26 protein-coding genes are annotated in these 24,327 nt (G+C 38.7%); 3 read left to right on the top strand and 23 right to left on the bottom strand.

The window, feature by feature from the left end; all coding sequences use genetic code 11:
* Positions 1 to 413 precede the first annotated feature (413 nt).
* Complete coding sequence (locus KZC02_RS28565) at positions 414 to 929, top strand: GNAT family N-acetyltransferase (RefSeq protein ID WP_221391789.1); 516 nt, start codon at positions 414 to 416, stop codon at positions 927 to 929.
* On the opposite strand, the gene KZC02_RS28560 is transcribed toward KZC02_RS28565, so the two are convergent.
* The 11 genes from KZC02_RS28560 to KZC02_RS28510 all read right to left on the bottom strand — a co-directional run bounded on the left by KZC02_RS28560 (position 921) and on the right by KZC02_RS28510 (position 11,721).
* Complete coding sequence (locus KZC02_RS28560; RefSeq protein ID WP_221391788.1) at positions 921 to 1,499, bottom strand: DUF4202 domain-containing protein; 579 nt, start codon at positions 1,497 to 1,499, stop codon at positions 921 to 923. The two genes, KZC02_RS28565 and KZC02_RS28560, sit on opposite strands and share 9 nt — an antisense overlap.
* 29 nt (positions 1,500 to 1,528) lie before the next feature.
* Positions 1,529 to 1,990 carry a hypothetical protein gene (locus tag KZC02_RS28555; protein WP_229253861.1) on the bottom strand — a complete coding sequence of 154 codons (462 nt, stop codon included), beginning with the start codon at positions 1,988 to 1,990 and terminating at the stop codon, positions 1,529 to 1,531.
* A gap of 17 nt (positions 1,991 to 2,007) precedes the next feature.
* Entirely contained in the window at positions 2,008 to 2,391 is a 384-nt protein-coding gene (locus tag KZC02_RS28550) for a DUF3037 domain-containing protein (protein WP_221391787.1), read from the bottom strand.
* Positions 2,369 to 3,163 carry a HipA family kinase gene (locus tag KZC02_RS28545; protein ID WP_221391786.1) on the bottom strand — a complete coding sequence of 265 codons (795 nt, stop codon included), beginning with the start codon at positions 3,161 to 3,163 and terminating at the stop codon, positions 2,369 to 2,371. Before KZC02_RS28545 ends, KZC02_RS28550 begins: the two co-directional genes overlap by 23 nt.
* Before the next feature lie 478 nt (positions 3,164 to 3,641).
* Positions 3,642 to 4,517 carry a phosphoenolpyruvate hydrolase family protein gene (locus KZC02_RS28540; RefSeq protein ID WP_221391785.1) on the bottom strand — a complete coding sequence of 292 codons (876 nt, stop codon included), beginning with the start codon at positions 4,515 to 4,517 and terminating at the stop codon, positions 3,642 to 3,644.
* A 142-nt stretch (positions 4,518 to 4,659) separates the two neighbouring features.
* The gene (locus tag KZC02_RS28535; RefSeq protein WP_229253860.1) at positions 4,660 to 5,919 is read right to left on the bottom strand and encodes a Tm-1-like ATP-binding domain-containing protein; all 1,260 of its coding nucleotides are present in this window, start codon (positions 5,917 to 5,919) and stop codon (positions 4,660 to 4,662) included.
* A 52-nt stretch (positions 5,920 to 5,971) separates the two neighbouring features.
* The gene (locus KZC02_RS28530) at positions 5,972 to 6,268 is read right to left on the bottom strand and encodes a Dabb family protein (protein WP_221391784.1); all 297 of its coding nucleotides are present in this window, start codon (positions 6,266 to 6,268) and stop codon (positions 5,972 to 5,974) included.
* 45 nt (positions 6,269 to 6,313) lie between these two features.
* Entirely contained in the window at positions 6,314 to 9,454 is a 3,141-nt protein-coding gene (locus tag KZC02_RS28525; RefSeq protein ID WP_221391783.1) for a PVC-type heme-binding CxxCH protein, read from the bottom strand.
* 25 nt (positions 9,455 to 9,479) lie between these two features.
* Positions 9,480 to 10,172 (bottom strand): DUF1080 domain-containing protein, encoded by a 693-nt coding sequence (locus KZC02_RS28520; RefSeq protein ID WP_229253859.1) that lies wholly within the window; start codon positions 10,170 to 10,172, stop codon positions 9,480 to 9,482.
* A gap of 214 nt (positions 10,173 to 10,386) precedes the next feature.
* Positions 10,387 to 11,226 (bottom strand): sulfurtransferase, encoded by an 840-nt coding sequence (locus KZC02_RS28515; RefSeq protein ID WP_221391782.1) that lies wholly within the window; start codon positions 11,224 to 11,226, stop codon positions 10,387 to 10,389.
* Between the two features lie 69 nt (positions 11,227 to 11,295).
* Positions 11,296 to 11,721, bottom strand: coding sequence for a response regulator (locus KZC02_RS28510; protein ID WP_221391781.1), 426 nt, complete (start codon positions 11,719 to 11,721; stop codon positions 11,296 to 11,298).
* A 218-nt stretch (positions 11,722 to 11,939) separates the two neighbouring features.
* Here KZC02_RS28510 and KZC02_RS28505 point away from each other — a divergent pair, with 218 nt between their 5' ends.
* Entirely contained in the window at positions 11,940 to 12,134 is a 195-nt protein-coding gene (locus KZC02_RS28505) for a hypothetical protein (protein WP_221391780.1), read from the top strand.
* A gap of 2 nt (positions 12,135 to 12,136) precedes the next feature.
* Here KZC02_RS28505 and KZC02_RS28500 read toward each other — a convergent pair whose 3' ends face one another.
* The 9 genes from KZC02_RS28500 to KZC02_RS28460 all read right to left on the bottom strand — a co-directional run bounded on the left by KZC02_RS28500 (position 12,137) and on the right by KZC02_RS28460 (position 18,460).
* On the bottom strand, positions 12,137 to 12,691 hold the full coding sequence (locus tag KZC02_RS28500) for an alpha/beta hydrolase (protein ID WP_221391779.1): 555 nt from the start codon (positions 12,689 to 12,691) through the stop codon (positions 12,137 to 12,139).
* Positions 12,692 to 12,784: 93 nt separating this feature from the next.
* On the bottom strand, positions 12,785 to 13,213 hold the full coding sequence (locus KZC02_RS28495) for a VOC family protein (RefSeq protein ID WP_221391778.1): 429 nt from the start codon (positions 13,211 to 13,213) through the stop codon (positions 12,785 to 12,787).
* 75 nt (positions 13,214 to 13,288) lie between these two features.
* Positions 13,289 to 13,852 carry a dihydrofolate reductase family protein gene (locus KZC02_RS28490; RefSeq protein WP_221391777.1) on the bottom strand — a complete coding sequence of 188 codons (564 nt, stop codon included), beginning with the start codon at positions 13,850 to 13,852 and terminating at the stop codon, positions 13,289 to 13,291.
* A gap of 130 nt (positions 13,853 to 13,982) precedes the next feature.
* Entirely contained in the window at positions 13,983 to 14,216 is a 234-nt protein-coding gene (locus KZC02_RS28485; RefSeq protein ID WP_221391776.1) for a hypothetical protein, read from the bottom strand.
* Positions 14,217 to 14,327: 111 nt separating this feature from the next.
* The gene (locus tag KZC02_RS28480) at positions 14,328 to 14,705 is read right to left on the bottom strand and encodes a hypothetical protein (RefSeq protein ID WP_221391775.1); all 378 of its coding nucleotides are present in this window, start codon (positions 14,703 to 14,705) and stop codon (positions 14,328 to 14,330) included.
* Between the two features lie 394 nt (positions 14,706 to 15,099).
* On the bottom strand, positions 15,100 to 15,411 hold the full coding sequence (locus KZC02_RS28475) for an SRPBCC family protein (RefSeq protein WP_221391774.1): 312 nt from the start codon (positions 15,409 to 15,411) through the stop codon (positions 15,100 to 15,102).
* 108 nt (positions 15,412 to 15,519) lie between these two features.
* The gene (locus tag KZC02_RS28470) at positions 15,520 to 15,930 is read right to left on the bottom strand and encodes a hypothetical protein (RefSeq protein ID WP_221391773.1); all 411 of its coding nucleotides are present in this window, start codon (positions 15,928 to 15,930) and stop codon (positions 15,520 to 15,522) included.
* Positions 15,931 to 16,134: 204 nt separating this feature from the next.
* Positions 16,135 to 17,640, bottom strand: coding sequence for a DUF1593 domain-containing protein (locus tag KZC02_RS28465; protein ID WP_221391772.1), 1,506 nt, complete (start codon positions 17,638 to 17,640; stop codon positions 16,135 to 16,137).
* Positions 17,641 to 17,674: 34 nt separating this feature from the next.
* Complete coding sequence (locus tag KZC02_RS28460; protein ID WP_221391771.1) at positions 17,675 to 18,460, bottom strand: DUF2306 domain-containing protein; 786 nt, start codon at positions 18,458 to 18,460, stop codon at positions 17,675 to 17,677.
* Positions 18,461 to 18,713: 253 nt separating this feature from the next.
* Here KZC02_RS28460 and KZC02_RS28455 point away from each other — a divergent pair, with 253 nt between their 5' ends.
* Entirely contained in the window at positions 18,714 to 19,016 is a 303-nt protein-coding gene (locus tag KZC02_RS28455; protein WP_221391770.1) for a hypothetical protein, read from the top strand.
* A 208-nt stretch (positions 19,017 to 19,224) separates the two neighbouring features.
* Here KZC02_RS28455 and trxA read toward each other — a convergent pair whose 3' ends face one another.
* The 3 genes from trxA to KZC02_RS28440 all read right to left on the bottom strand — a co-directional run bounded on the left by trxA (position 19,225) and on the right by KZC02_RS28440 (position 24,172).
* Positions 19,225 to 19,557 (bottom strand): thioredoxin, encoded by a 333-nt coding sequence (gene trxA, locus KZC02_RS28450; protein ID WP_221391769.1) that lies wholly within the window; start codon positions 19,555 to 19,557, stop codon positions 19,225 to 19,227.
* A 214-nt stretch (positions 19,558 to 19,771) separates the two neighbouring features.
* Positions 19,772 to 23,422: a DNA polymerase III subunit alpha gene (dnaE, locus tag KZC02_RS28445; protein ID WP_221391768.1), complete on the bottom strand. Its 3,651-nt coding sequence runs from the start codon at positions 23,420 to 23,422 to the stop codon at positions 19,772 to 19,774.
* 81 nt (positions 23,423 to 23,503) lie between these two features.
* Positions 23,504 to 24,172, bottom strand: a complete 669-nt coding sequence (locus KZC02_RS28440; RefSeq protein WP_221391767.1) for a DUF2461 domain-containing protein — start codon at positions 24,170 to 24,172, stop codon at positions 23,504 to 23,506.
* Positions 24,173 to 24,327 lie beyond the last annotated feature (155 nt).

Below are 24,327 nucleotides of genomic sequence, written 5' to 3'. Positions count from 1 at the left end.
AAATTTCAGTTCAAGTCTTAAATTTTTAATCAGTATTTAATCATAAAAAATCGCTTCACTAATCATTCGAGTATTTATAAGAGAACTAATTCGGCTTAAATATAATAAAAATCCTATATTAAACTTATAAGATTCTATGTATTTAATGATTATTTACAATTTAGATAGTAGGTGCAATATCACAAAAAAAATACTACAATTCAAAGTTTGCATTTGAAATTAATTCTACTGATTTAATATTTTTCTCGCATATGGGTCGTAGCTATGTGTACAACGCTTTTTGATTAGGCCAGGGTGCACAATGGATCAAATATTTGCTCACGATGCTATATTTACAAAACATACAAATTGATACCTTTGACATAAGAACAGACGGAATTTGCTTATGTCTTTCAAATAAAAAACAATAATTTATGCCATTAGAGATTAGAAAAGCAACAGTTGCTGACGCACAAAATATTGCCAGATTCAGCAGAAAATCATTTCATGATAGTTTTGCGGATCAGAATACGAAAGAAAATATGGACAAATTCATGACTGTATTTTCGGAAGATGCTCTTGCTGCCGAAGTTAAAAGCCCTGAAAATATCTTTTACATTGCATTAGATAATAACACAATTGCAGGATATATCAAGTTATTGCCAGTACAAAATCCTTTGGAAGATATTGCTCAAAAAACTGTTGAAATATGCAGGATATATGTCGACAAAGAAAGAATCGGACAGGGTATAGGAAATATTCTAATGAAAAAAGGATTGGAAGCGGCTGTGGACCTGGGAGCGAAAACGATATGGCTTGGGGTTTGGGAACACAATTCAAATGCACTTTCATTTTACAAAAAGTGGGGTTTTGAAAGATTCAGCGAACATATTTTTATGCTCGGTGATGATCGCCAAACAGACTGGCTTCTAAAAAAAGAATTATCCTAGTGCTTTGCTTAACAACGCCTTACCATTATCACTATACTGCATCGATAAAGCTGCGTTTCTTCCTGGTTCACTCATTTTGTTCCAGGTTTTTCTTAAAACATCAATCATCTTTTCTTCTGATAGCTTTGAGATAAGATCGTCATATTGAAATTCGAGAAATACCAGGCAAAGTGCATTTTCCATGGTTTGCACTTCCTGGTCCGCTTTCAGCTTTTGTTTTTGTATTATTTCTTTAACACGATCTATATCTGACTGGCCGTATCCAACAGTTTGTAATATTTCTGCTGCTTTCTGAGCATGAAATTTAGAAAGGTCACTTCTCCATTTTAAATAACCTACCCGTCCTTCAGGATAGGAACTCCTTGCTATTTCCCACCTGCCAATATGCTGGCTTCTGGATGCAAGAAGCAAGCATTCACCCGCATTGGCATCCAGCTTTTTTACCCATTCATATAATTTTAATGCGTAAAAATACTCCGATGGATAAACTTCTCCGTTCCAGGTTATGTGCTCAGGAGCTTGCTTGTTGTACTCGTCAAAATAGATAAAAGCATCTTCTAGTTTCGTCATGGTGTTTGAGATAAAAGTAAGTTGAAATGTTAACGCTTAAAGCTTAGTTCAATTTTTGTCATCCTGGGATAATCATATGCTGTACTTTGCGTTTTCATTATGAATGAATCGTCAGTAACATCCCTGGGAATAATTGTCCAGGCGCCTCCTTTGGTATCAGCTGCCGCAATGGTAATATCTTTTTCATTCAATTTCCAGTAAAGAACCAACGGTTTGTCATCACCAGCAAAATGTCCTTCAAATTCTCCATTGGCTTTAAAACGCACTGTTTCCATGTATCTATCAAAATCAACACCACCAAACTGTTTGATCATTTTTCCGTTTTTAAAGGTTACCGCATCGTTCACAATAATCTCGTCAATCATCCAGTTCGATGTAGCAGTTAGTTTTTCCGAAGCATCTTTCGGATCGCTTGCGGTTTGCCGGCATGCAGTAAAGGACCACGTGAATGATAACATTACCAGTATAAAAGCATGTGTTTTTCTTAACATGATTTTTTATTTTAAATTCACAAAACAAGCTGATTGAATAGTCGTCCGACAGTTTCACCGGGATCAGCACAAAAACCAGGATGTACTTTTGAGCTTTGCACGACACTGCTTCTTGTTGCAGTTAGCCATCGAAAACGTGAAGCCAGTGGAAATTGCCCTATGGTACCACCTTCCTTGCCTCCAATACAAATTTTTTCAAGCGCTTTTAAATAAATTCCTAATTCCTGAACATCCGTATCTTTACTTAAGGCATGGATTTTCTCTTCATTCAGCTGATAAAGAACCTTTAAAAACTTATGCCCCTGACAATACAGAATAACGCCAACATTGATAAATTCTTCACGTTCCACCCTTGGTACAACGCGGATTACGGCGTACTCAAATAAGTGTTTCCCTTGCATGCTTTGCTTCCTTTAAAAAGATTTCCGAAGAGGCAATCCTTGTTAATAAAAATTGGGCGTAAACTTGTCTGAGCTCATCCGAAGACTCGTCTGATGACGCCACCAACCATTCATCAGGAATCAGTCCGACGATGGAATTAATACCTTCTGTGTCCAGAATTGCCTTAAATTCCAGATCCACCAGATCAAGTTCCGAAGCTTTTGAAAGTAACACATGGTCTTTTACCTGAACAAACGGACGCCTGGCTTGTTCCTCCCAGTTTTGCCAGGAATGATGGAAATACAATGCAGCGCCGTGATCAATCAGCCACAATTCCTTGTGCCAGATCAGCATATTGGTATTACGGGCAGTACGGTCAACGTTGGTAAGCAAACAGTCCATCCAGACAATCTGGGAGGCTAGTTTCGGATCAACAGCAGTAACCAGCGGATCAAATGTAATAGCTCCTGATAAATAATGAATGGCCAGATTAAGGCCGGTACTAGCCCTCAGTAAATCCTGGATTTCTTCATCCGCTTCCGTTCTGCCAAATGCTTCATCCAGATTGGCAAAAACGATTTCCGGCATGCGTAAACCCAGTAACCTGCATATTTCACCACCAATCAGCTCAGCAATGAGTGCCTTTAAACCTTGTCCTGCACCGCGAAATTTGAGAACATAAAGAAAATCGTCATCAGCCTCTGCAATTGCAGGCAATGATCCGCCTTCCCGCAGAGGAGTAACATAACGGATTACATTGACTGTACGGAGTTCAGGTAATTTGTTATTCATAAATCAGCTTTCAAAATTCTTAACCGTTGCGCGAAGAAACGAATAAAATCAGGATTCATTTAGCTGATTGAAGTAAGTTCTAATGATTTAGACAGAAATGAGCTTTTCCAGGAATGGAAGTATATGAAATGATCCATGACTTTTTTAATATTTCTCAGGTTAAATGGGGAAAGACTGAGGACATGAATAGAAAAATGTTGCAGAAGATCATAAATTTATTACACCCGTTACCATCAATCTTAAAAGACAAAGCTGTGAATACATTAGAAATACTTGAAAAAAATGTTTCGACAAGGGTAAAGCAAACGTGATTAAAAACCTTATGTTAAATACTGATTTCAAATTTGTTAAAATAGCGATGCTTGCAGAAGCGACGAAGAATTTTGTGATTAAAGTTCTTTAACAAATTGGTTTAAAAAATAAATAGAAAAAGAGCCAAAGCCCTTTTTCTATTTATAAGCGTGCTTTTAAAATTCTTTTAATCCTGTGATTTATCCCTGATCGTAAGAGATTTAAAGGTCATAGTTAAATCGGTTAAGGACTTTTCAACCCCCATACGTTCCAACGAGGATGCACCTACAAATCCGTGTGCATCCGTGCCGTCCAAAACTATTTTAACATCGTCAGGCGTATTAATCGGGCCACCGTGTGCCAGAAAAAATATATCCGGATTTACTTCTCTTGCAGCTTCAATGATTTTTTGTGTCCTTTCCATTGCATCTTCCATAGTACAGCTTGCATCTACAACTCCGATAGATCCTCCGACGGTAGTTCCTACATGCGCAATAATTGCATCAGCTCCTGCCTCCGCCATTTGTCTTGCTTCTTCCGGTTTGGCAACGTAAACAATAGTGAACAAATCCATTTTGGAAGCAATACGGATCATTTCTACCTCTTTACTAAAACCCATTCCGGTTTCTTCCAAAACCTGCCGGAAATGTCCGTCAACTATAGAATGTGTCGGGAAATTATTCACCCCTGAAAAACCCATCTCTTTAACTTTCAGCAGGTGATGCCACATTCTGCGCCGTGGGTCTGAACCGTGTACGCCACATATTACAGGTATTTCTTCCACCACAGGCAAAACTTCAAACTCACCAATATCCATTGCTTCGGCATTAGCATCTCCATAAGCCATTAAACCGGCGGAGGAGCCATGGCCAGCCATTCTGAAACGGCCGGAATTGTAAATGATGATTAAGTCTGCGCCACCTTTTTCTATAAATTTAGCGCTGATACCTGTACCTGCACCAGCTGCAATAATTGCTTTTCCCTGATCTAACGTAGCTTGCAAACGATCTCTTACTTCCTGCTTTGTATAAGGATTTCCCTTACCTGTCCATTGATTTGGCATAATAATATTGAATCTTTTTTTAGTTTAATTTAAATAAATCATTAAGAAATGACGAATTATAAGATTGTAACTCCCTATATACTAAATCCTTAATGATATCTATCAATTCTGGTTCAACTTGGCAAAGTCGTATTCCGGCTTTTTATCCTCTCCCATTTTTAATGAATCCCACTTTCGTTGTTTGCATGAGTTCAAGTAATGTCTTTACCAGTGTTTCCGCAAATTCGACATCATTGATGTGAGCATCCACTTCTATAACATTTATTTTTTCATTCACATACTTCTTTATTGATTCAAACAAAACCTGGTCAATTTCCGGATGATAAAATATTCCTCCGGCTGCATCTATCTGGGATATTCCTTTTAATGGTAAAACAACGCTAACCGGAGCGGCCGATCTGTTAATTTTCTGAGAAAGCATTTTTCCCAACACTTCGTTTTCTTCTTCGTTAGTTCGCATTAAAGTTACATCAGGGGCCCAGCTATATAGGTCCCTGTCCTTATATTGAACTGGTATTGTATCCAAATGAGCAAAGTTTACCATATCCAGGCAACCCGGCACAACAACTTGTGGAATTCCCATTTCTGTGGCAGCACTCAGCCGCTCAGGCCCGGCACTGCAAATCCCCCCACAAAGATCATCCGCCAGTTCAGTCGTTGTAACGTCCAGAACCGCATCAAAAAAACCTTCTCTGATTAATGCTTCCATCGCTTTCCCTCCTACGCCGGTAGCATGAAAAGCAAGCACTTCGTAACCCTGGTTTTTTAATAATTCTGTACATTTATCCACGCAGGCTGTTGTATTGCCAAACATACTAATTGCAATACTTCCTCTTTTATGCTCATTACCTGCAACTACTACATTGGACATTGCACAAATGGAGGCCGCTGCCTGTTCAACCAGCACTTTAATAATACTGTTAAGTCCGGCCACGTCTACAACTGACGGCATTAATGTGATATCCTTATTTCCGATCTGACGGGATAAATCCTTTGCTGCCAATGTAGTCAGGCATAATTTGGGTATTCCAAACGGGATTTCCTGCATGGCGGAAAGTGCAATATATGTGCCTCCGCCCCCACCCATGCCAATCGCCGCTTTTACCGATCGTTCCGCAACCAGTTTTGATACAATTTTTGCCGCCCCTTTTCCCATTACATCTATCGCCAGCCCACGGTCCTTTTTCGATCTTAAATCTGTGATGGAAATTCCGCCTTCCAATGCAACTGCATCCGATTCAAAATCTATATGAAAACGGTCAGTTGTCCCCATTACTCCAGTGTTTATTGCAATAATACGCTCGCCTGTTGTTAGAATACAATCTCTCAAGTAAGCAAAAATCTCGCCTTTGGTATCGAAACAGCCAAGCATTAAAATATATGGACCAGTCGATGACATCATTGATTTTGTTGTTTTAGAAATTAATTAAAAGAGTTTTTTTGATATTGGAGAATCAAACTTCAATATCAAAAACAATGACACGTTCCAGTCTTGGCACCACTATTTCTTTTGCCTTCTCATGAACCGGATGTGGCAAATATGCATCTCTTGATTGAAGATTATCAAAAGTCATTACAAAACCATGGGTAAAATCTTCATTGAGTCCTTCACTGCTATTATATGGTCCATATTCAAAATCTAATAATCCAGAAATTGCACCGACCATATTTTCCATCGTATTAAAGCATTCCGCTATCTGCGCTTCAGTAATGGACTCTTTAAATTTAAAAACCCCAAAGTGTCTGACCATAGCGTTTTGTTTTTATAATTGATAAATAAGCTTTTAAGCTAACAGCTATTTCAACGTGCGGATATAAGAAAGTAAATCAGCTACCTGCTTGTCGTTGTAATTATCAATTAATCCCTTGACCATAAATGAACGGCCTCCCAAAAAACCCTGGCTTCTGATTGCATTTGCTTCGACAAATAATTTACTGCCGCCAATAAATGCAATCGTGGATCCCCGGTCGTCTTTATTAACCAAATATCCTTCCAGACTACTGCCGTCTTTTTTGACAACACGATAAACTGCGTAACCGGATTCCACTGCCGCATCAGGATCAAGAATGGCTGTAAGCAAAGCTTCATTTTCACGGGATGCAGAACCATCAAGGGCAGGTGCTATATTTTGACCGTTTTTACCAACCTGATGACACGAAAGACATGTTTGAAAAAGTAATTTCCCTTCCCTCGGATTTCCATTATTTCTTTCTGCAATCTTTATGTAATGTGTTAATTTTCCTTTAAAAGCTTTCTTTTTCTCTTCCTCGCGCTTTTTCACACTTTCCATAATTGCCAGTCCGCGCCGATCATTTTTGTTATTATCCACAATACGCTCGGCAGTTGAAAGATCGAAGGCCGACATATCGATAAGTTTTTTTTCATATACATTCACTAACAAACTGGCTCCCTGGCTGGATGATGATAAAACAGATGCCAGTTCTTCCTTTTCTGTGTTGCTAAGGTTGGGAATCCAATTTAAAGATGCCTCTTGACCGGCCAAAGAATCTGCCTGGACAAGACTATTAAGTGATGCCGCACGTACTTCAAAACTCAATGTTTTATTCTGAACAATTTTAGCAAAAACTTCCTGATTATCCTTTGGATTGATTTCCAGCGCCTGTAGAGCCAGTTTCAGGGTGTTATCCGGCGTTTCTTCATTGATCAGAACTATCACTTCTTCTCTCAATTTTTCAATTTTAAATCGGCCGATTGCATCCAGCGCCAGATCAATATCTGATTGAGACTTACTTCTAAGCAACGTGTTGACTGGAATGTTCAGAAGATCAGTAAGTTGGGCAGATTGTATCTGAGCCTGGTTCTCTAATGCAAAATTGACATAAATTTTTGCATCAGCCGGTTTCTGAATCACAGGTTTTACAGCATCATAGATCTCTTTGTTATTCAGCATACCTGCAATACTCACAAATGTCGATTCGTCCAGTGTTTTAATATTTTCCTTTGGCCAGAAATGCAGAAAAGCTGTTTCTTTTTGTACCGTTGGCAAAGCTTGTACGGCCCACAAAATATTGGAAACCGGAATATCGCTGGCTATGGGTGCACCAATGAATGTTTGTAATTCAGGAGCATATTGTTCCAATGCTTTTCTTGCAAGAAAGCGTTCAAATTTTCTCTCATAAGCTCCACCCAATGCATTTCCTGAAAGCTCTGGCTTGGAAGCACGGACTAAGATTTCAATGACAGCCTGATTTGCTTTGTTGGCATCATTTAAAGTGCGAAGAACCTGAGAACGAACTGCCGGATTTTTATCTTCAATCAGATCCTTCACATAAACGGCAATCTTCTCCGGACTCAGTGAAAAACTGACCAAAGACCGAATCGTTTCCCTTTTGAGATTATCTGACGGAGATTTTAGCAATAAGGATATCAGTTTATCATCATAATTTTTTATTCCTTCGAGAGACCACAAAGCATGGATCCTGGTTATTTCATCCAATGACCCGTCTGATGCAATAGCCGTAAGCTGTGGTATCAATCCTGTTGTTTCTTCAATAGGACGATCAGTAATCTGGTGCCAAACCGCCTGTTTCGCCCAAAGTGATGGCGATTTCAGATATCCCGCCAACTCGTCGGTTTTGACCTTGTAAAAATCCGGGATTTCACGTGGCTTCTGACTTACGTGACGAATCCGCCAGATACGTCCATGGGTTTTGTCGCGGTCAGGATGTGTTGTCGGAAGCTCATTGTGCGATACAATTTTATTATACCAATCAGCTATGTAAAGGCATCCATCCGGGCCAAATTCCATATTAACCGGTCGGAACCAGTCATCCTCAGACGTTAATAAATCAGGAAGATGTCTGGAAGACACAGTGCCGTCAGCATTACGGATCACTTTCACGGCATTAACAGAACTTGTTATTGGATTGGCAAGAAATGCAACATCTTTGTATTCATCTGGAAAAGAACCCGAAATATCATCAGCAAATGCAGTGCCCGAAATACCAGTGCCACCGACACGAAAGTCATGTAGCTCCGGCATAAATGGCTGATAAGACCTTAAATGCTCATTTCCAATTCCCGGAAATCCTGAACCAGGCTCCATGGGTGCGACCGAATAACCCAGGTCATTTGCCTCAGAACCATACCATTGACCATTTCCGCGCATTTGAAATCCCCAGATATTATTAAGCCCGCAGCTCACTAATTCCATTTTTTTTGCATCCAGTGAAAAGCGGGCAATTTTGCTATAATCCACTTTTAATTTCACATCGCTTTTAAGTGAGGAAACAACTCCTTTATTAAGTGCTCCATGGCTGAAATGAATCCAGTCGCCCGGTGCTCTTACCAGGACATGCGCCATCGTATGCGTGTCTGTAAAGCCAAAACCAGTAAATAAAGGAGTTCGCAGATCTGCCTTATTATCTTTATTCGTATCATCGAGAAAGAAAAGTTCAGAACCCTGCGCTACATAAGCCCCGTTTTTATAAGGCAAAATACTCATGGGAATTGTTAGCCCGTCTGCCCATATATTCGTTTTTGCCGGGGACTTGCCATACAGATCTGAGATAACAATGATTTTGTCGGTTCCCTTGGTTTTTCCCTGGTAAAGATCAAGTATCCTTTTGAAGTTAGGGTGATTTTTCTGTGCTTCCTGGTCATTCATCAATTCCAGCAAATCGTCCCATTCAATATCTGCAACCGGATCGAGCGGATACATCCTTGCAGTTTGTGTCCATAATCTTCCCGCGTCGTCGAATGTAAGGTCAACTGGATTGACAATACTGTCTCTCTCACTGGCAACCAGTTCAACAACAAAACCTTTCGGAACTTTAAATCCCGCCAGTTCCTCTTCCGGTGTATAAATCCTTGTACGAGACGATTGGGTTTTATCCTTATTTTGGGCAAATCCAACCTGAGCAAAGTGCGCTTCGGCTACAAGGAAAATAATCGTAAAAATCTTAATGATCTTCATTACAGTTTACGTTAAAAAAGGGAATTTAAAGCTCTGATATTGTAAGGTCACGAAACTCTACCTGGGCAACCCCACCAGCATGAATCTGGACGGCTATGACTCCTTTTTGCGGCATTTTGGAGTCTTTTTCTGTATAATCGCTGGTTTTCACTCCATTGATATACAATTCATGACGGTTACCTTTACAGCGGATTATGTAACTATTCCAGCCGTCTTCTTTCAGTAAATGGCTTAGCGTACGCAAATCACCTCCTACTAATTTTCCCCGGCGGTGTTCATCATAAATATCCCCCCAATAACCACTGCCAATGTCTGCCTGATAACCAAGGATTTTCCCGCCTTCAAGTACAGACCTGTATTGAATTCCACTGTTGATCATTCCCGTTTTTGGATCACCGGATAATTTAAAAAGGCAGCGAAATTCAAAATCACCATATTCTTTGATCGTATGCAGATACGTATTATCCGGGATTTTATTTACACCATCACCACTTTTAATAGTACTATCAGATACGGACCATAATTTTTCATGAGAGGGATCAACCGTTTTCCATCCGGTAAGTGTTTTTCCGTCAAAAAGAGAGACGGACTGAACAGTGGATTGTGCACAAATATTGAATGCGCTTAAAACCATAATCATTAATAACGACTGAGTCTTAAAAAATAATCCTGATAATCTGTTAATCTGAATAACATAATTCCTATCTGTTCTCATCATTTTGATGTCTTTGAATGTTTTCTGAATTCTGACAATACCTTTATTAAAAAAGTGTAAACTTATTAATCTACTGTTAACTACTTATTGAAAGCAACAGGTAGCTATGACAATTAACTTTGTTGAATGCTTTAAAAATAAAAAAGCCATAGAAACTAACAGTTAGAATACTGATAATTTCAATGGCATACATTACAACGATTTGATCCGTGCAGGATTAATTTCCTGTAGAAATAGGCCTATCCTGACGCGACCATTCGCTCCACGATCCAACATACAGATTGGGACCAGTAATGCCGGCTTCCGAAAGCGCCAGTAAAGTATGGCAGGCGGTTACACCTGATCCGCAATGCACGAAAACATTCTCAGGATTACGGCCCTGCAAAGCGTTTTTATATTTCTCAGCTAATTCTTCCGAAGACAGGAATTCCCCTTTTTCATTAAGATTACTCGTATATGGAATGTTGACAGCACCTGGAATATGTCCTGCCACAAGATCAATAGGTTCGCTCTCGCCAAGATACCGGTAATTTTCCCTGACGTCTATTATCAGATACTTGTTGTCCTGTGAAACTTCTGCAACCTGTTCAACACTGACAGTTGGCAATTTCCAGCTATCGATCTTATAGATGGGCGTTTCCAACGTAGTTGAGGATATTTCAGTTGTAATCTTATGTCCAGCGCTTACAAGCGAATCAAGGCCACCACTCACTACATATACTTTTTCATGGCGGGCTGCTTTAAGCATCCACCAGAACCGGGCAGCCGCATTTGCTCCTTTTTTATCATCGTAAATAACAACTGTGGAAGACGGGGAAATACCGAGTTTAGCCAGCAAACGGCCAAATTCTGATGGCTCCGGCAAAGGATGTCTGCCACCGTTTGCTGCATTTTCTGATTTATTGGAAAGTTGTGTTTCAAGATCAACAAATAATGCGCCTTCCAGATGTCCGGATTTGTATCTTTCGAATGCATCTGCACCACCGCGTGCGTCAGCAATCACAACATTTCCCTTTTGTATAATGGCCGCAAGCTGGCCGGAAGCAATAATTTCCATGTATTTTGATGTTTATTTTTTGTTACAAAAATGTAAAAATAAACATTAAACACAGTGTTCAGTCCTGAACTAATATTTAACGTTAGGATGCAAACAATGCTCCCAATAGTCCACTATGATCCTGATTTGTTTTTTGTAGTCTTTAAAATTGCTAAGCTTTTTATAAAAACCCTGAATTTTAGAATGGTAAGCAGCTTCAATAATATTGGGATTATCAGCTGTACTTAAAAAGACAAACGGAATTGATTTTTTCTTTAAATATTCATTTTGGTCAATTTGCTCGCGAAGCTCAAGACCATTCATAACGGGCATATTTATATCACAAAGAATTAAAAATGGTTGTTCCTGAGTAGATTCTAAATAGCCAAGCGCTTCGAGGCCATTCTCAAAAAAAACGATTCTATTAGGAATTTTCAATTCTGCAACTGCGGTTATAAGCAAAAACTGGTCATCTGCATCATCTTCAATTGCAATAATAGGTCCTTTGAGTGACATGCCGTCTTTAAGATTTTTGTTGATCAGATTACAAATATCATACATATTCACTCCATTACCAATTACAATAAAATTCTAAAAGATAGTAAAAATTGTATTTTTTGGCATTTCATTTTGTCGAAGTACTATTAATTATATTCAAGCGCCATTTATGATTTTATTTAAAATGATAATATTTAAGGTTGTCAGACATTTTTAAATTTTACCGAAGGAAAGTAATGTGGATTGCAACAGCAACACGCCATAAATGGATAGAATCTGGTCATGACCGGGTAGTATTTGAAAAAGAAGGAGAAGCGGTACGGGTACTTTATGAAAAACGTTCAGATAATCAATTTGTCATTTCGATTGGAAAGCAACAGGAAGGTAAATGGGTATACACGATTCTTTTTGATTTTGTGCGTTTTAAATAACTTTAAGGCAATTCTTTAATATCCTTGATAATTTCAGGAAAACCCTGGATAAAATTATGTCCGGACACGCCAAATTTGCGTACCGTTGCATCCGGGAGTTTTGCAGAATAATGATAGACATGCGAAAACGGAACCCATTGATCGTCACGGCTGTGATATAAAAAAATGGAGGAAATTTGAGGAAGCCGGGATGCAAATTCCTTGTGAGGAATAAATTCTTCAATATTCCATTCCGAATCTTGCTCCCAATAAGGTGCGGCAATGAGGAATAAACCGGAAATTATCGTATTTATTTTCTGTTCTGAAAGGTATTTGAGCAGAACTGATCCACCCAGGGAATGGCCAATCAGAATGAGCTCGTTCTGCAGGGAATTTATTTTTTTATCAATGGTATTTTTCCAGGATTCATATTGCGGATTTTCAAAACCAGGCATTTTTGGAGAAATAATCTCATATTCATTGCCCAGATTTTTATTCAGATATGACAAAATGTGTCCACTTCCCCGCTCAGGGCCCTGTTTTTCAGCACTATGGATAAATAAAATTTGTCTTTTCATTTAACCCTCCAAAATCATGAATGGCAAAAAATGCTCAACGATTGGAAACATATATTCATTTAAAATATCTGTTTCCAATCGTTGAGCTAAAAGTTAATGCTGGTTATACTCATAATTAACCATCCAATGAACTCCGAATTTATCCGCGAAACTTCCAAAATAAGCACCCCAGAAAGTTTTCTCCATCCCCATTTCTACTTTTCCGCCAGCTGACAATCCGTTAAAAATTTGGTCTGCATCCTCTTCACTGTCCGGACTCAGGCAAATGTAAAAGTTGTTTCCGATAGTCAGTTTCTGTCCCATAGATTCAATTGCATCCGATGCCATAATCATTGTTCCGGCACCTATTGGCAGACTTATGTGCATGATTTTCTTCTTTTCTTCTTCAGGTAACTGATCACCATGAGGCGTGTCACCAAAGCGTTGCACCATGTGAAATTCCCCGCCCAATACAGATTTGTAAAAATCAAAAGCTTCTTCGGCGTTACCCGGAAAATTCAGATAAACATTTGAAACTGCCATTTTTTTCGTTTGTTAAGTTGATAATTGTTTTAGGTAAAATCTTAATTCCAGGTATAATGTATGTTTCTTTTGTTATCAATGAGGCAAGTAACAAAGCACTACAATTCCACATTTAAATACTTCCGATTGAATGAGTGTCAGATTCTTTCTCCTGTCCAATTTGCTGAATATATTTACTCCATTACCGATAGCAACCGGATTTATAAATAGATGAAATTCGTCAATCAGGTTTTCTCTGATCAATGCAGAAACAAAAGTGCCACCGCCATAGACGATAATATCCTTTCCCTCTTTCTCTTTAAGCTTGCATATTTCTTCGGTCAGATCACCTTTTGCCAGTTTTGTTCTCGCCCATCCCGACTTTTCCATTGTTTTGGTAAAAACTATCTTATCTGTTTCTACCATTTTTTGTGCTCCGTCATCAGCTGTATCTGCACTTTCAAGTTGTGAGGTCCAATGAGGAATGAAGCCCTCTGCCAGTTTTCTACCCAGAATAATGGTATCAACCGGTGAGGTAATTCCCTCCACATAACTATTAAGTTTATCATCCCAGTCCCAGGTCATCCAGTCTATTTCCCCGTTGGGCCCGGAAATGTAACCATCAGCTGTCATTTGTATCTGAAGTTTCAATTTTCTCATGGTCGTAAATTTGAGAATAAGCAGCTTGTTAAATTCAAAAGCGGCACATAACTGCACCATGCCAAGGTGCAAATTTTACGATATATTATACATTCAGATTACTGCAATTAACACCAGGTTTAACGACCTTTTAAATAAAAAATTCATCATCAGGCAGCACTTCTGCAAAAAAACCGGATTGGCTCAAAAGCTTAATTAACAAGGAAGATTGTATCTGCACCTCTGCACTTTTAACACGCAGGATTTTATCACAATCTTCGAGGTCAAAATTAGCGCGATAATCTGTAAAGGTTTTGTGAATCCGGTCGATCAATTGGCTTGCATCGTCCTTGCTTCTGACATTGGTTTTAAAAACTTCAATCATCGCATTTAATTTTTAAATTAACAATAGTCAATATCCGTCGGTAGCTAGTGCACAATCAAGCAGAGTGGAACCTTGGAAGAATATTACCCCTGGTTCTTCCAGCTCAAAGCGCTACTTAGCAACCAGGAGTGACGAATAACTTTCCCTGTAATGATAAGCCAAAAATAAATTTCCGAATAGCAGAAATATAGCAACTGGTAATCCCTCAGGACTTAAAAATGCATGAAACAAAAATATATGAATGGTAATCGGGAACAAAACAATAGTAAAAAGCCTGAGGTAAAATCCTGACAACAAAGAAATTGCACAAATCAACTCAATCACTTTCAGAATAGGTATAAAGTAGCCGGCTGCTGCAATTCCTTCATTAAAGATCTTAACCTTACCCGTTGTTTCTGGCTGTGGCATAAGATTAAACAATACAACTATGGAAGCAAACAAGAACAGTAGCCCCATCAAAACGCGAACAACAATAACAGCAATTTTCATATCAGTAGATTAGGTTTAAAGTTAAATATGGAGAGAACAAGGTGCAATCAGCATTAATAATTCCCTGACGCAGTCCGGTAAACGTTTTGATTAATATTATTTTTCTAAATACATTTTATACATTCAAAATAATAATACCTTTTTATACTTTTAAATAAAGTTGAATTATAACAATTACTTTTCAAGATTTGCTTTCAGCATATCGAGGCTTGCAGATAAATCTTTCCCTAATACATTGTCAATAAACAAATTCATCAAATTCATTGGATATGCGCTTCTGCCGTTCATAATCCAGTTTACCTGTGTCTGATTTCCCGTTCCTGGTTTGGTTTTGATTTCAGTTTGTGCAATTCCTGCGAATGGTTTTTCAAAGCGGATTTCAATGTCGAGTTTTTCACCTTCTGGTAATATTCTTTATTTCCTGCTCCCCTTTTCCGGCTATGTCATTTCCGTCCCAGGCATACACAAAGCCAATTTTCCCATCCGTTCCCCTAAAAGTCTTTTTCATTTCCGGATCCATCATCACCCATTTGTTGTATTGATCCTGATTTTTAAGGTATTTGATATAATCAAAAACTTCTTGTTTGGATCTGTTTATCACAATTTCCCGCTGGACAGAATATTCATTTTTTACAAAAATGGCAACGATCAGGAGCAATACAATAAGAGCACCAATGCCGATCAGTATTTTCAGAAGAATGTTCATCGTGTTTAGTTTGATTAGAAGGTTAAATATTTTAAAACACCAGTTTCCAGTTTTATATCAATCAGATTAATCTGGCAATATATTGTATTTTTCAATTATTTGTATCCTTCATTCTGTTTTAAGTTTTACCATACACATTAATTTGTCATCCGGTAAATACCATTCTACACAATACGAAGACGGATCTAATTGAGGATCTTTTAAGAGTTCATTAAATGCGGTACCGATCACCTCTGTATCCTGACGCCAGTCCGTAACTATTTTCGTAAGATACGTTCCGCTGGTTACTATGAAGGATTCAAAACCATTAACCTCAGCTTCCGTATCACTCAATTCTGTGACGGCTGCCTTATAAATAATATCACCATGATCCGGCTTGGATAGTCCGTACCATGTTCTGTCTGCACAATTTGGTAACGATGCCTGTAATTTACTAAAAGCATCCATAATCCCGTCCGGAAAAGATTCCGCCTGTTGGCAAATTAGCCGAACCTCTTTTTTTATTTCAAATTGTTCCATAAATGCGTTTATAAAAAATCGATTGTTTTATTTCATTGTAATTTGGTATGAAGACAATCAGATTTCAAAAATCCGGACATTGAAGAATAATTCTTTTTATATTTAATTCTGCCGACTATGAAAGGAATATTTAATTAATGGTGTCATTTAATCCACATCACAAGTTAGCAGTTGAAAGTCGACTATGACTTTAAGTTTTCTAATTTATTGGCCAGTAATAATTACCCTTTGATACCTCGTCAAACTTTTAGCCTGGCTGTCTTTCACTTCAAGGATAATATGAATGGTTTCGCCCTTCAAAATATTTTCCGGCATTTTAAATTGAGAAGTTTTATCAGTTGCTCCCTGAATTGCAACTTTACTTTTACAGGTTCCTACTTCTTCATATTGCCACCAATGGTAAAGTAGTTTATCTCCATCCGGATCACTTGCGTCACCACTCAGTTTCACAATACTGCCGGGTTTTGCCGTTAAGTTCTGCTGATGATTAAGTTTTACAAGAGGTGGATGATTCGCATCCTTATAGCTTTTAACACACCAATCAGCACGTACAGCAAAATCGTTCTGGATCACATCAATCCAACGGGTCTGTGGATATGCCGCGTCATCTGTTTTGGTAAAAGGATTGAAATCTGTCACATGTTTCCCATCCTCCCAGCGGAAAGGATTACTCTTTGATTGAACCATTCTGCCTCCCCAACCTCCATAGGAACCATTTTCCAAACTCCTCAATCCTACATCAACCAGATAAAGGAAGGCAGGAGAATCCCCTTCTGAAATGAAATCGTATTGCGTAAAACCGTACTTTTTCGCCTCTTCCATGTTTCCATGTGTATGTTCGGGGTCACCCTCGATCTGACGGCCGTCACCCCATAAGTAGTATCCATCCAATAAAGCACCATGATTAAACCTTATATTTTTTGCAAACCAGTCTCCACGCAAATAGGGCTGTAATTCAGTAGGAACTACTTTTGGCCAGGGATAGGCAAAGCTCCAGAACTGGTCGGAGTTATAAAGTACACGGATCTCTTTCCAGTTTTTGGCAATATACTTTTGATACGTTGCATCCTGATCCAGAACAGCATAAATGATTGCTTTTTGAGATACTTTTTTATAAACCGATTCCCAGTCTTTGGTTGGTTTATATTCCTCTTCAATTGATTTCAGTGCACGGGCAACAGTGTTTGTTCCACCCCAAATCTGTAAATACACGGGTTCAGGGTTATTGTCCAGGAGTATCTTTTTTATAAAATCAGATCCATCCGTATTTTTAGCCATTTCTCCTTCAAAATCGATATTCCCTACTTTGACAATGCTTTGCAGATATTCAGGAATCGGATATCCTTTGGCATGAATGGTAAGGTTGTTGTAAACCAGCGCATATTTATTGATATATTCCTGCATCCAGGTGGTACCAGGCCAACGCAGATCCGCTCTCTTACCATATCGTTTGGCAGTGTTTTCCATTTCGGAAGTAAAAAGAGTTCCTTTTCCATCTCCTTTATAATGCCATTGCGAACTGCTGTAAATCAATCCTTCAATATTGAATTCATTGGCGTAGAGCAAAAGCCGGATGAACGTATCAACATCATCCACCTCGCCATCGGTTGTTACAATGGTCCGCTTTTTGGCTGAATTATTTTGGCCATTTCCTGATTCAGGAATTAGAAAACATAAAAAAGTAAGAATACATAAGACACATTTTTTCATGATAATGAACCAAAATAGTAAACAATAATTAAGATCATTTTCCTGTTAACCAATTCACAATGGCGGGGCCCCAGTAATATAATGTAAAATAATAGGTGCCTAATAACAGAAATCCGGTTGCCAGTAAGAGGACAAAGGAAGCAGATAATCTCAGAAACGGGTTAGTTTTATATTGCCTGACGCTGATAAATATTTCGGCCACCAGTAAATTAGGAATATAGAAGAAAAAAGCCATTAGGTAATCGAACGGTCCGGTAAAATGGCGCTCATGCCCAAGTCCATCCATCAGAAGAATCCAGAACCCGTAATCCATGCGGTATAGCCAAGAACCGATAGCAAGTGCAAATAAACGTAATGCCCAGGCTCTGTGTTTATCAAGCCTCCCGGCAACCGCATGCCGGTAAGTTTCAATTGCAGCGATGAACATCAGAATTCCGTAAAGTGAAAATCCAATATCCATCACCAGGCCGCCAATTGTTCCTTTTAGTATAATGAACAACAATCCGCCAACGGCCGCAAAAATTGATGAAATAATGTAAATACGTCCAATCCAGCGATGCACAGCGGGGTAACGAACCCTGACAGAATCAAGCAACTGAATACTTCCTAATAAGAGAATAATACCGCCCGTTGCAAAGTGAAGGCCTATACCACTGGTAGCCGCGGTGGAATCTTCTTCATATAATTTTGGCAGAACATTGTTCCAGCGAGACATTTCTCCTTCATAAAGTGCGGAAGCGTAAAATGCCAGAATATATAATCCAAATAAAGCTGCACTAATCCAGACTGTGGCAACAAGAACGATTCCAGACCACCTCATTGCAGCGGAACTGATCTTAGTCAGTGCCGGATTTTTTCACGGGAAATAACCGGATCGCTTAGAACTTTTGTCATAAAATAGCTGAAGTAATTATTTTACAGCGAAAATCAACCGTATTATTTTAATAAAGGGTAAAATACTACAATTCAATTTATTGAAAAATTATATTTTGTCCAAATAGGTATCCGGTTGAAAAAAATCGGGGCCAGGCATTTCAAAATGGCAATAAAACTTTCTTCTGATTATTTGCACAATGGTTGTTAATAATCAGGTGGATTTTATGCTTTCAGGTCCTGTTACTACGAAACAAAAGGTATTTCGAGCACTCAAATCTCAACACCATATAAATGAATATGGAGTTGATCCGGCAGCGGTTTTTACTTCAAATATCAAAAATTATAAATGTGGAATCAAACCAAACACTACCAACTTCTACAAGACGATGAAATCAGTAGAAAAATTGTGGAATGAGCATTTTCCCAATTATCTCTATAAACAGAATTTCCTGGATGAACAGGTTGCAAAAACTATGAAAAGGATTTACCGCCGGAGATGAATCTTTAAAACAGCCATGACAGATTCCACGAAGTCATTAGGATCTTAATAACAACTTTTAATTATAAATAAAACTGCTGCCACGAATCCACGAATAAAGCTTTGATAAAACAAATACGATTCGAACATTATTCGTGCATCCATCGCAAATTCAGGCACAAAAAAAGGCTCGTTTCCGAGCCTTTTAAAAATATTATAAGCAGTTAAAATTATACTGCAACGCTAATTTGCGCATTCAATTTGTCTTCAAGAGTTGTTTTTGGAACAACACCAACCACTTTATCAACCAACTGTCCGTTTTTGAAGATCATCAAGGTTGGAATACTACGGATACCGAATTTAGCAGGAATTGCTGAGTTCATGTCCACATCCATTTTACCAATTACTGCTTTGCCTTCATACTCGCCAGCTAACTGTTCTACAACTGGTCCGATCATTTTACAAGGACCACACCATTCAGCCCAAAAATCTACAAGTACTGGTTTGTCGCTTTGGATCAATTCTTCAAAAGTGCTATCGGTAATTTCAAGTGCTTTTCCCATGTCAAAATATTGTCTGATTTATCTTTAATTATCTGTTTCATTAATCAAAATTTACTGTTAAAAGTTCCGTGCCAGTGATATTAATAATTCCTTTTTGACAGGATTTTTATGAGTGAAAAGTTTAAGCTACAAAGTTAATATTTCATTCTAATAACATTCTGATTAACAAAACTTTACGTATTGTTATTAAAAATGGATCCTGAATACAATTCTGTTAATTCAAAGAAAATTTCACTCCTTCCATTCCATTCAGGGTATGAAATAATTCATTGGACGGAGCCACACGATAACCTCTTGATATCATTTCTACCTCGATCCTGGTTTCAGGATCAATTATTGTCATATTGACAGCACAAGTACCAGGATTATTGCTCAGGGTTTCATTAATGATAAAAATCATTTGCTCATTAATATGGTCAAGCGGCAGTTTTATCTTGATCTTTTTACACAGTTTTTCCCTGATTTCTGTCAGCAGCTGAATATGAAGTATTTTAAATTCAAACTGGTCTTCCTGTTTCCAGCGACTCTGGATTTTGCCTTTTATGTGCAAAAACTGTCCAATCTGAAGATAATTCTTAAAACGGATATAATCGTCGCCACCCAACAGCATTTCAATGGAACCCTTATAATCTTCGATCTTAAAGATCATAAACGTGTTTCCATTTCTCGAAGTCCGTTCCATGGCACTTGTTACAATCCCTCCAATTGAGATTTCTTTTTCAAAATTCCGTGGTTTTTTCTCACCTTCATGAATCAGCATGACTTCATCCGCGGTACAGGTACAAAAGTTTTCAAGTTCAATCCGGAAGGTATCTAATGGATGCCCGGTAATATAAAAACCAACCACATCCTGCTCAAAGCGCAGTCTTTCCAAATCTCCCCATGGAATAACATCAGCTGCTTTTGGCCGTGCCATCAGACTCTCGTTACCTCCGAATGCACCAAATAGTGACGATTGCGCTGATGATTTTTCAGCATGGTAATTATTGGCATAGCGAATAAGCCGTTCTATAAAATTACCATTTTCTCCCGGAACCGTTGCAAAATACTGGGCCCGATGGAATTCAGTAAAACAGTCAAAACCACCTGCGTATGCCAGACTTTCTATCGTTTTCTTGTTAACTGAGCGTAAGTTAACACGCGTTATAAAATCAAATATATCCTTGAACGGTCCACCGTTTTTACGTTCTTCAATAATTGCCTCGACAGCTGCGTCACCACTGCCTTTCACACCAGCTAACCCAAAACGAATTTCACTTTTCTGATTGGCATTAAACTGCCTGTCCGATTCATTTACATCCGGGCCCAAAACCACAAGTCCCTGATTTTTACACTCTTCCATGAAGAATGTAATTTTTTCAATGTTACCGAGTGAGCTGGTCAAAACGGCAGACATATATTCAGCCGTGTAATGTGCTTTCAGGTAAGCGGTCTGATAAGCCACAAATGCATAACAGGTCGAATGCGATTTGTTAAATGCATAAGATGCAAATGCCTCCCAGTCAGTCCAGATCTTTTCCAGTTTTTTGGTATCCAGTCCTTTTTCCGCACCGCCCTTCATGAAATACCCTTTCATTTTGTTCAGGGTTTCAATCTGCTTTTTACCCATTGCCTTACGCAATGTATCAGCTTGTCCTTTGGTAAATCCACCCAGTTTCTGGGACAAAAGCATTACCTGCTCCTGATAAACAGTAATTCCATATGTATCAGCTAAGTATTCTTCCAGCTCGGGTAAATCATAGGTAATTTCCTCCTGCCCGTTTTTACGGCGTATAAAGTTTGGAATATATGCAATCGGACCCGGACGGTACAAGGCATTCATCGCAATTAAATGCTCGAAACGATCGGGAATCAGGTCACGCATGTGCTTCTTCATCCCATCCGACTCGAACTGGAAAATCGCATTGGTATCTCCTCGTTGGAACAATTCAAATACCTTCGGATCATCCAGTGGAATATCGTCAATGACAATTTCAATGTTCTTATTTTGCTTGATCAGACGCAGTGCTTCCTTTATAATGGTCAGGTTTCGAAGACCCAAAAAGTCCATTTTAATTACACCCGCGTCTTCAATGATCTTTCCCTGATACTGAGTAATCAGAAATTCAGATTCCTTGGATGTACTAACCGGAATAATTTCTGTCAGGTCACTTGGTGCAATAATAATTCCGGCAGCGTGAATTCCGGTATTTCTAACTGTTCCTTCCAGTCTTCTCGCTTCCTGCAAAACACTCGCCTGCAAATCATTGCCTGCTATAATAGATCTTAATTTTTTTACATTTTCGAGCTCGTCCGGAGCTATTCCTTCTTTTTTAGTTAAACTCCCCTCACCTTCCAGCGGCGCTGAAAAGATACGGCTTAGTGTCATATTATAAGAAGGCTTGTCAGGAACCAGTTTTACGAGCATATTGGCATCCGACAAATGCAGATCCATCACCCTGGCAACGTCTTTAATGGCCGATTTTGCAGCCATTGTACCATACGTGACAATTTGAGCAACCTGGTTATATCCATATTTTTTTACCACATAATCAATTACTTTCTGACGGCCTTCATCATCAAAATCCGTATCAATATCAGGAAGTGAAATACGGTCAGGATTCAGAAAACGCTCAAACAGCAAATCGTATTTAATTGGATCAATATTGGTAATACCGGTACAATAAGCCACCACAGAACCAGCAGCAGAACCGCGGCCCGGACCAATAAATACACCCATCTTACGGCCTGCATCAATAAAATCAGCAACGATCAGGAAATATCCCGGGAACCCCATGTTCCGGATGGTGTCCAGCTCAAACGTAAGTCGATCTTCAATTTCAGAGGTTATAGTTCCGTATTTAAATTTGGCACCAACATAGGTAAGGTGTTTCAGATATTCCCACTGATTAAGCACATCGGCTGTAAGCTCCTTTGTACCAGACATTTCAGATAATGTATGCGTTTTGAATTCCTCAGGAATCGGGAAATTCGGCAGCATAATATCCTTCCTTAAATCAAGTGTTTTTATTTTGTCGACGATCTCGTTTGTATTATCAATAGACTGTGGCAGGTCATTGAACAACTTCGTCATTTCACTGGTATTCTTGAAATAAAACTGGTCGTTAAAAAATGCAAACCTCGACCCTTTCGGAATACCTTTATCATCGTCAAAATCCTTTGCAGACGGTGTACTTTGTTTGTCACCAGTGTTAATACAAAGCAAAATATCATGCGCATTCCAATCCTCCTGGTCTACGTAATGGGAATCATTAGATGCAATTATTTTAACATTATATTTTTTGGCCAAACGGACAAGAACCTCATTCACAATGTACTGATCGCGTATTTCATGTCTCTGTAATTCAACATAAAAATCATCCCCAAAAAGATCCAGCCACCATTTAAACTCTTTCTCCGCTTCTTCTTCTCCTTTGCGGATTATCGTTTTCGGAATAATGGCTCCGATACAGCAGGTTGTGGCAATCAGTCCCTGGTGGTATTTTACAATTAACTCCTTATCAATGCGAGGGTATTTTCCATACATTCCTTCGATATAACCCAGTGAACACATTTTCACCAGATTTTTGTATCCTATTTCATCTTTCGCCAGCAGGAGCTGATGATGACGGACATCCTTTTTTTCTTTGGTAAACTGCCTGATGTGACGATCTTCCACCACATAGAATTCGCAGCCCACTATAGGTTTTATACCTTGTTTATTCCCCTCAGCAACAAATTCAAACACACCGAACATATTACCGTGGTCGGTAATGGCGACGGCAGGCATATTATCTTCTTTTGCCTTTTTGAAAAGTTTCTTTATATCAGCCGCACCATCCAGAAGAGAGAATTGGGTGTGGCAGTGTAAATGGGAGAATTGCATATTTTAAATTTTATTGATGCTGTTTTGCTTGCCCAGATTTGACAAATTTTAAAAAATTGTCAAATCTTAATGGAGAAGTTGTCAAATCCGGGGCTGTTCATATAATACATAATTCATATAATCGATATAAGGTTTCAGCAATGCGATACCTTTTACAACCTTTTCACCAAAATCTTTGGAAGTCACTTCTTTATCGGTAAACCGATGATCAAAGAAAAGCTGTTTCCTTTTCAACAACTCAATTTCGGGGTGATCTTTGGGGTAACCTTTAGGCATTGTTTTGAGAGATTCGCCAGATATATTCGGATAAAATGCGCGAAACGTTTTGTCTTCAATAATCTTTTTGAGCTCATCTGCATTATAATCTACCTCCTGCCTGAACCTGGCCAGTTGATCGGAAGTGGCATCCCACATCCCACCACCTAAAAACGACTGGTCACCAGGCTGTATGTGCAGATAGTAATCAATTTTACCGGCACCTCTCCCACCCGGACCAATTCCGGCACTCAGATTACTTTTATAAGGTGTTTTATTTTTTGAAAAACGAATGTCCCTGTTTATCCTGAAAATGCATTCTTTCACCTGCAAATTTCCCAAGTCCTGAAACTTACCAACTTCCGCAATCAGATACTCCACTAAATCTGCCAGATCCGCTTTTGCATCATCATATTTTTTTCTGTTTTCCTGAAACCATTCCCGATTATTGTTTTCAACCAGCTGACGAAGAAATTCAAGTGTTTTTAATTCCATTCCAAATATTAAGCAGTATAAAAATTAAATTTAATACGTTATTCTGATTCAATTTAACGAATTTTGGCAATTCAGAGTTCGGATATTTCTTTAAAACTGATAATCCATTAAAAGTCATGAACGTTCAATTTTTGTCAAACGAAAAGGGTAAAAAA

It is taken from the genome of Dyadobacter sp. NIV53 (assembly GCF_019711195.1).
In the GTDB taxonomy this organism is placed as follows: domain Bacteria; phylum Bacteroidota; class Bacteroidia; order Cytophagales; family Spirosomataceae; genus Dyadobacter.
Note: the sequence above shows the minus strand (reverse complement) of the source record. Positions and strands in the feature narration are given on the sequence as shown.

What these genes read in the sequence shown, in the direction of transcription:
- KZC02_RS28560 (WP_221391788.1), bottom strand. Translation starts at nt 1,499, where the DNA reads ATGACGAAACTAGAAGATGCTTTTATCTATTTTGACGAGTACAACAAG.
- KZC02_RS28490 (WP_221391777.1), bottom strand. Translation starts at nt 13,852, where the DNA reads ATGAGAAAATTGAAACTTCAGATACAAATGACAGCTGATGGTTACATT.
- KZC02_RS28555 (WP_229253861.1), bottom strand. Translation starts at nt 1,990, where the DNA reads ATGTTAAGAAAAACACATGCTTTTATACTGGTAATGTTATCATTCACG.
- KZC02_RS28465 (WP_221391772.1), bottom strand. Translation starts at nt 17,640, where the DNA reads ATGAAAAAATGTGTCTTATGTATTCTTACTTTTTTATGTTTTCTAATT.
- KZC02_RS28525 (WP_221391783.1), bottom strand. Translation starts at nt 9,454, where the DNA reads ATGAAGATCATTAAGATTTTTACGATTATTTTCCTTGTAGCCGAAGCG.
- KZC02_RS28485 (WP_221391776.1), bottom strand. Translation starts at nt 14,216, where the DNA reads ATGATTGAAGTTTTTAAAACCAATGTCAGAAGCAAGGACGATGCAAGC.
- KZC02_RS28545 (WP_221391786.1), bottom strand. Translation starts at nt 3,163, where the DNA reads ATGAATAACAAATTACCTGAACTCCGTACAGTCAATGTAATCCGTTAT.
- KZC02_RS28495 (WP_221391778.1), bottom strand. Translation starts at nt 13,213, where the DNA reads ATGGCAGTTTCAAATGTTTATCTGAATTTTCCGGGTAACGCCGAAGAA.
- KZC02_RS28510 (WP_221391781.1), bottom strand. Translation starts at nt 11,721, where the DNA reads ATGTCACTCAAAGGACCTATTATTGCAATTGAAGATGATGCAGATGAC.
- KZC02_RS28550 (WP_221391787.1), bottom strand. Translation starts at nt 2,391, where the DNA reads ATGCAAGGGAAACACTTATTTGAGTACGCCGTAATCCGCGTTGTACCA.
- KZC02_RS28530 (WP_221391784.1), bottom strand. Translation starts at nt 6,268, where the DNA reads ATGGTCAGACACTTTGGGGTTTTTAAATTTAAAGAGTCCATTACTGAA.
- KZC02_RS28475 (WP_221391774.1), bottom strand. Translation starts at nt 15,411, where the DNA reads ATGAACATTCTTCTGAAAATACTGATCGGCATTGGTGCTCTTATTGTA.
- KZC02_RS28540 (WP_221391785.1), bottom strand. Translation starts at nt 4,517, where the DNA reads ATGCCAAATCAATGGACAGGTAAGGGAAATCCTTATACAAAGCAGGAA.
- KZC02_RS28460 (WP_221391771.1), bottom strand. Translation starts at nt 18,460, where the DNA reads ATGAGGTGGTCTGGAATCGTTCTTGTTGCCACAGTCTGGATTAGTGCA.
- KZC02_RS28440 (WP_221391767.1), bottom strand. Translation starts at nt 24,172, where the DNA reads ATGGAATTAAAAACACTTGAATTTCTTCGTCAGCTGGTTGAAAACAAT.
- KZC02_RS28505 (WP_221391780.1), top strand. Translation starts at nt 11,940, where the DNA reads ATGTGGATTGCAACAGCAACACGCCATAAATGGATAGAATCTGGTCAT.
- KZC02_RS28455 (WP_221391770.1), top strand. Translation starts at nt 18,714, where the DNA reads ATGGTTGTTAATAATCAGGTGGATTTTATGCTTTCAGGTCCTGTTACT.
- dnaE (WP_221391768.1), bottom strand. Translation starts at nt 23,422, where the DNA reads ATGCAATTCTCCCATTTACACTGCCACACCCAATTCTCTCTTCTGGAT.
- KZC02_RS28535 (WP_229253860.1), bottom strand. Translation starts at nt 5,919, where the DNA reads ATGATGTCATCGACTGGTCCATATATTTTAATGCTTGGCTGTTTCGAT.
- KZC02_RS28480 (WP_221391775.1), bottom strand. Translation starts at nt 14,705, where the DNA reads ATGAAAATTGCTGTTATTGTTGTTCGCGTTTTGATGGGGCTACTGTTC.
- KZC02_RS28470 (WP_221391773.1), bottom strand. Translation starts at nt 15,930, where the DNA reads ATGGAACAATTTGAAATAAAAAAAGAGGTTCGGCTAATTTGCCAACAG.
- trxA (WP_221391769.1), bottom strand. Translation starts at nt 19,557, where the DNA reads ATGGGAAAAGCACTTGAAATTACCGATAGCACTTTTGAAGAATTGATC.
- KZC02_RS28515 (WP_221391782.1), bottom strand. Translation starts at nt 11,226, where the DNA reads ATGGAAATTATTGCTTCCGGCCAGCTTGCGGCCATTATACAAAAGGGA.
- KZC02_RS28500 (WP_221391779.1), bottom strand. Translation starts at nt 12,691, where the DNA reads ATGAAAAGACAAATTTTATTTATCCATAGTGCTGAAAAACAGGGCCCT.
- KZC02_RS28520 (WP_229253859.1), bottom strand. Translation starts at nt 10,172, where the DNA reads ATGATGAGAACAGATAGGAATTATGTTATTCAGATTAACAGATTATCA.
- KZC02_RS28565 (WP_221391789.1), top strand. Translation starts at nt 414, where the DNA reads ATGCCATTAGAGATTAGAAAAGCAACAGTTGCTGACGCACAAAATATT.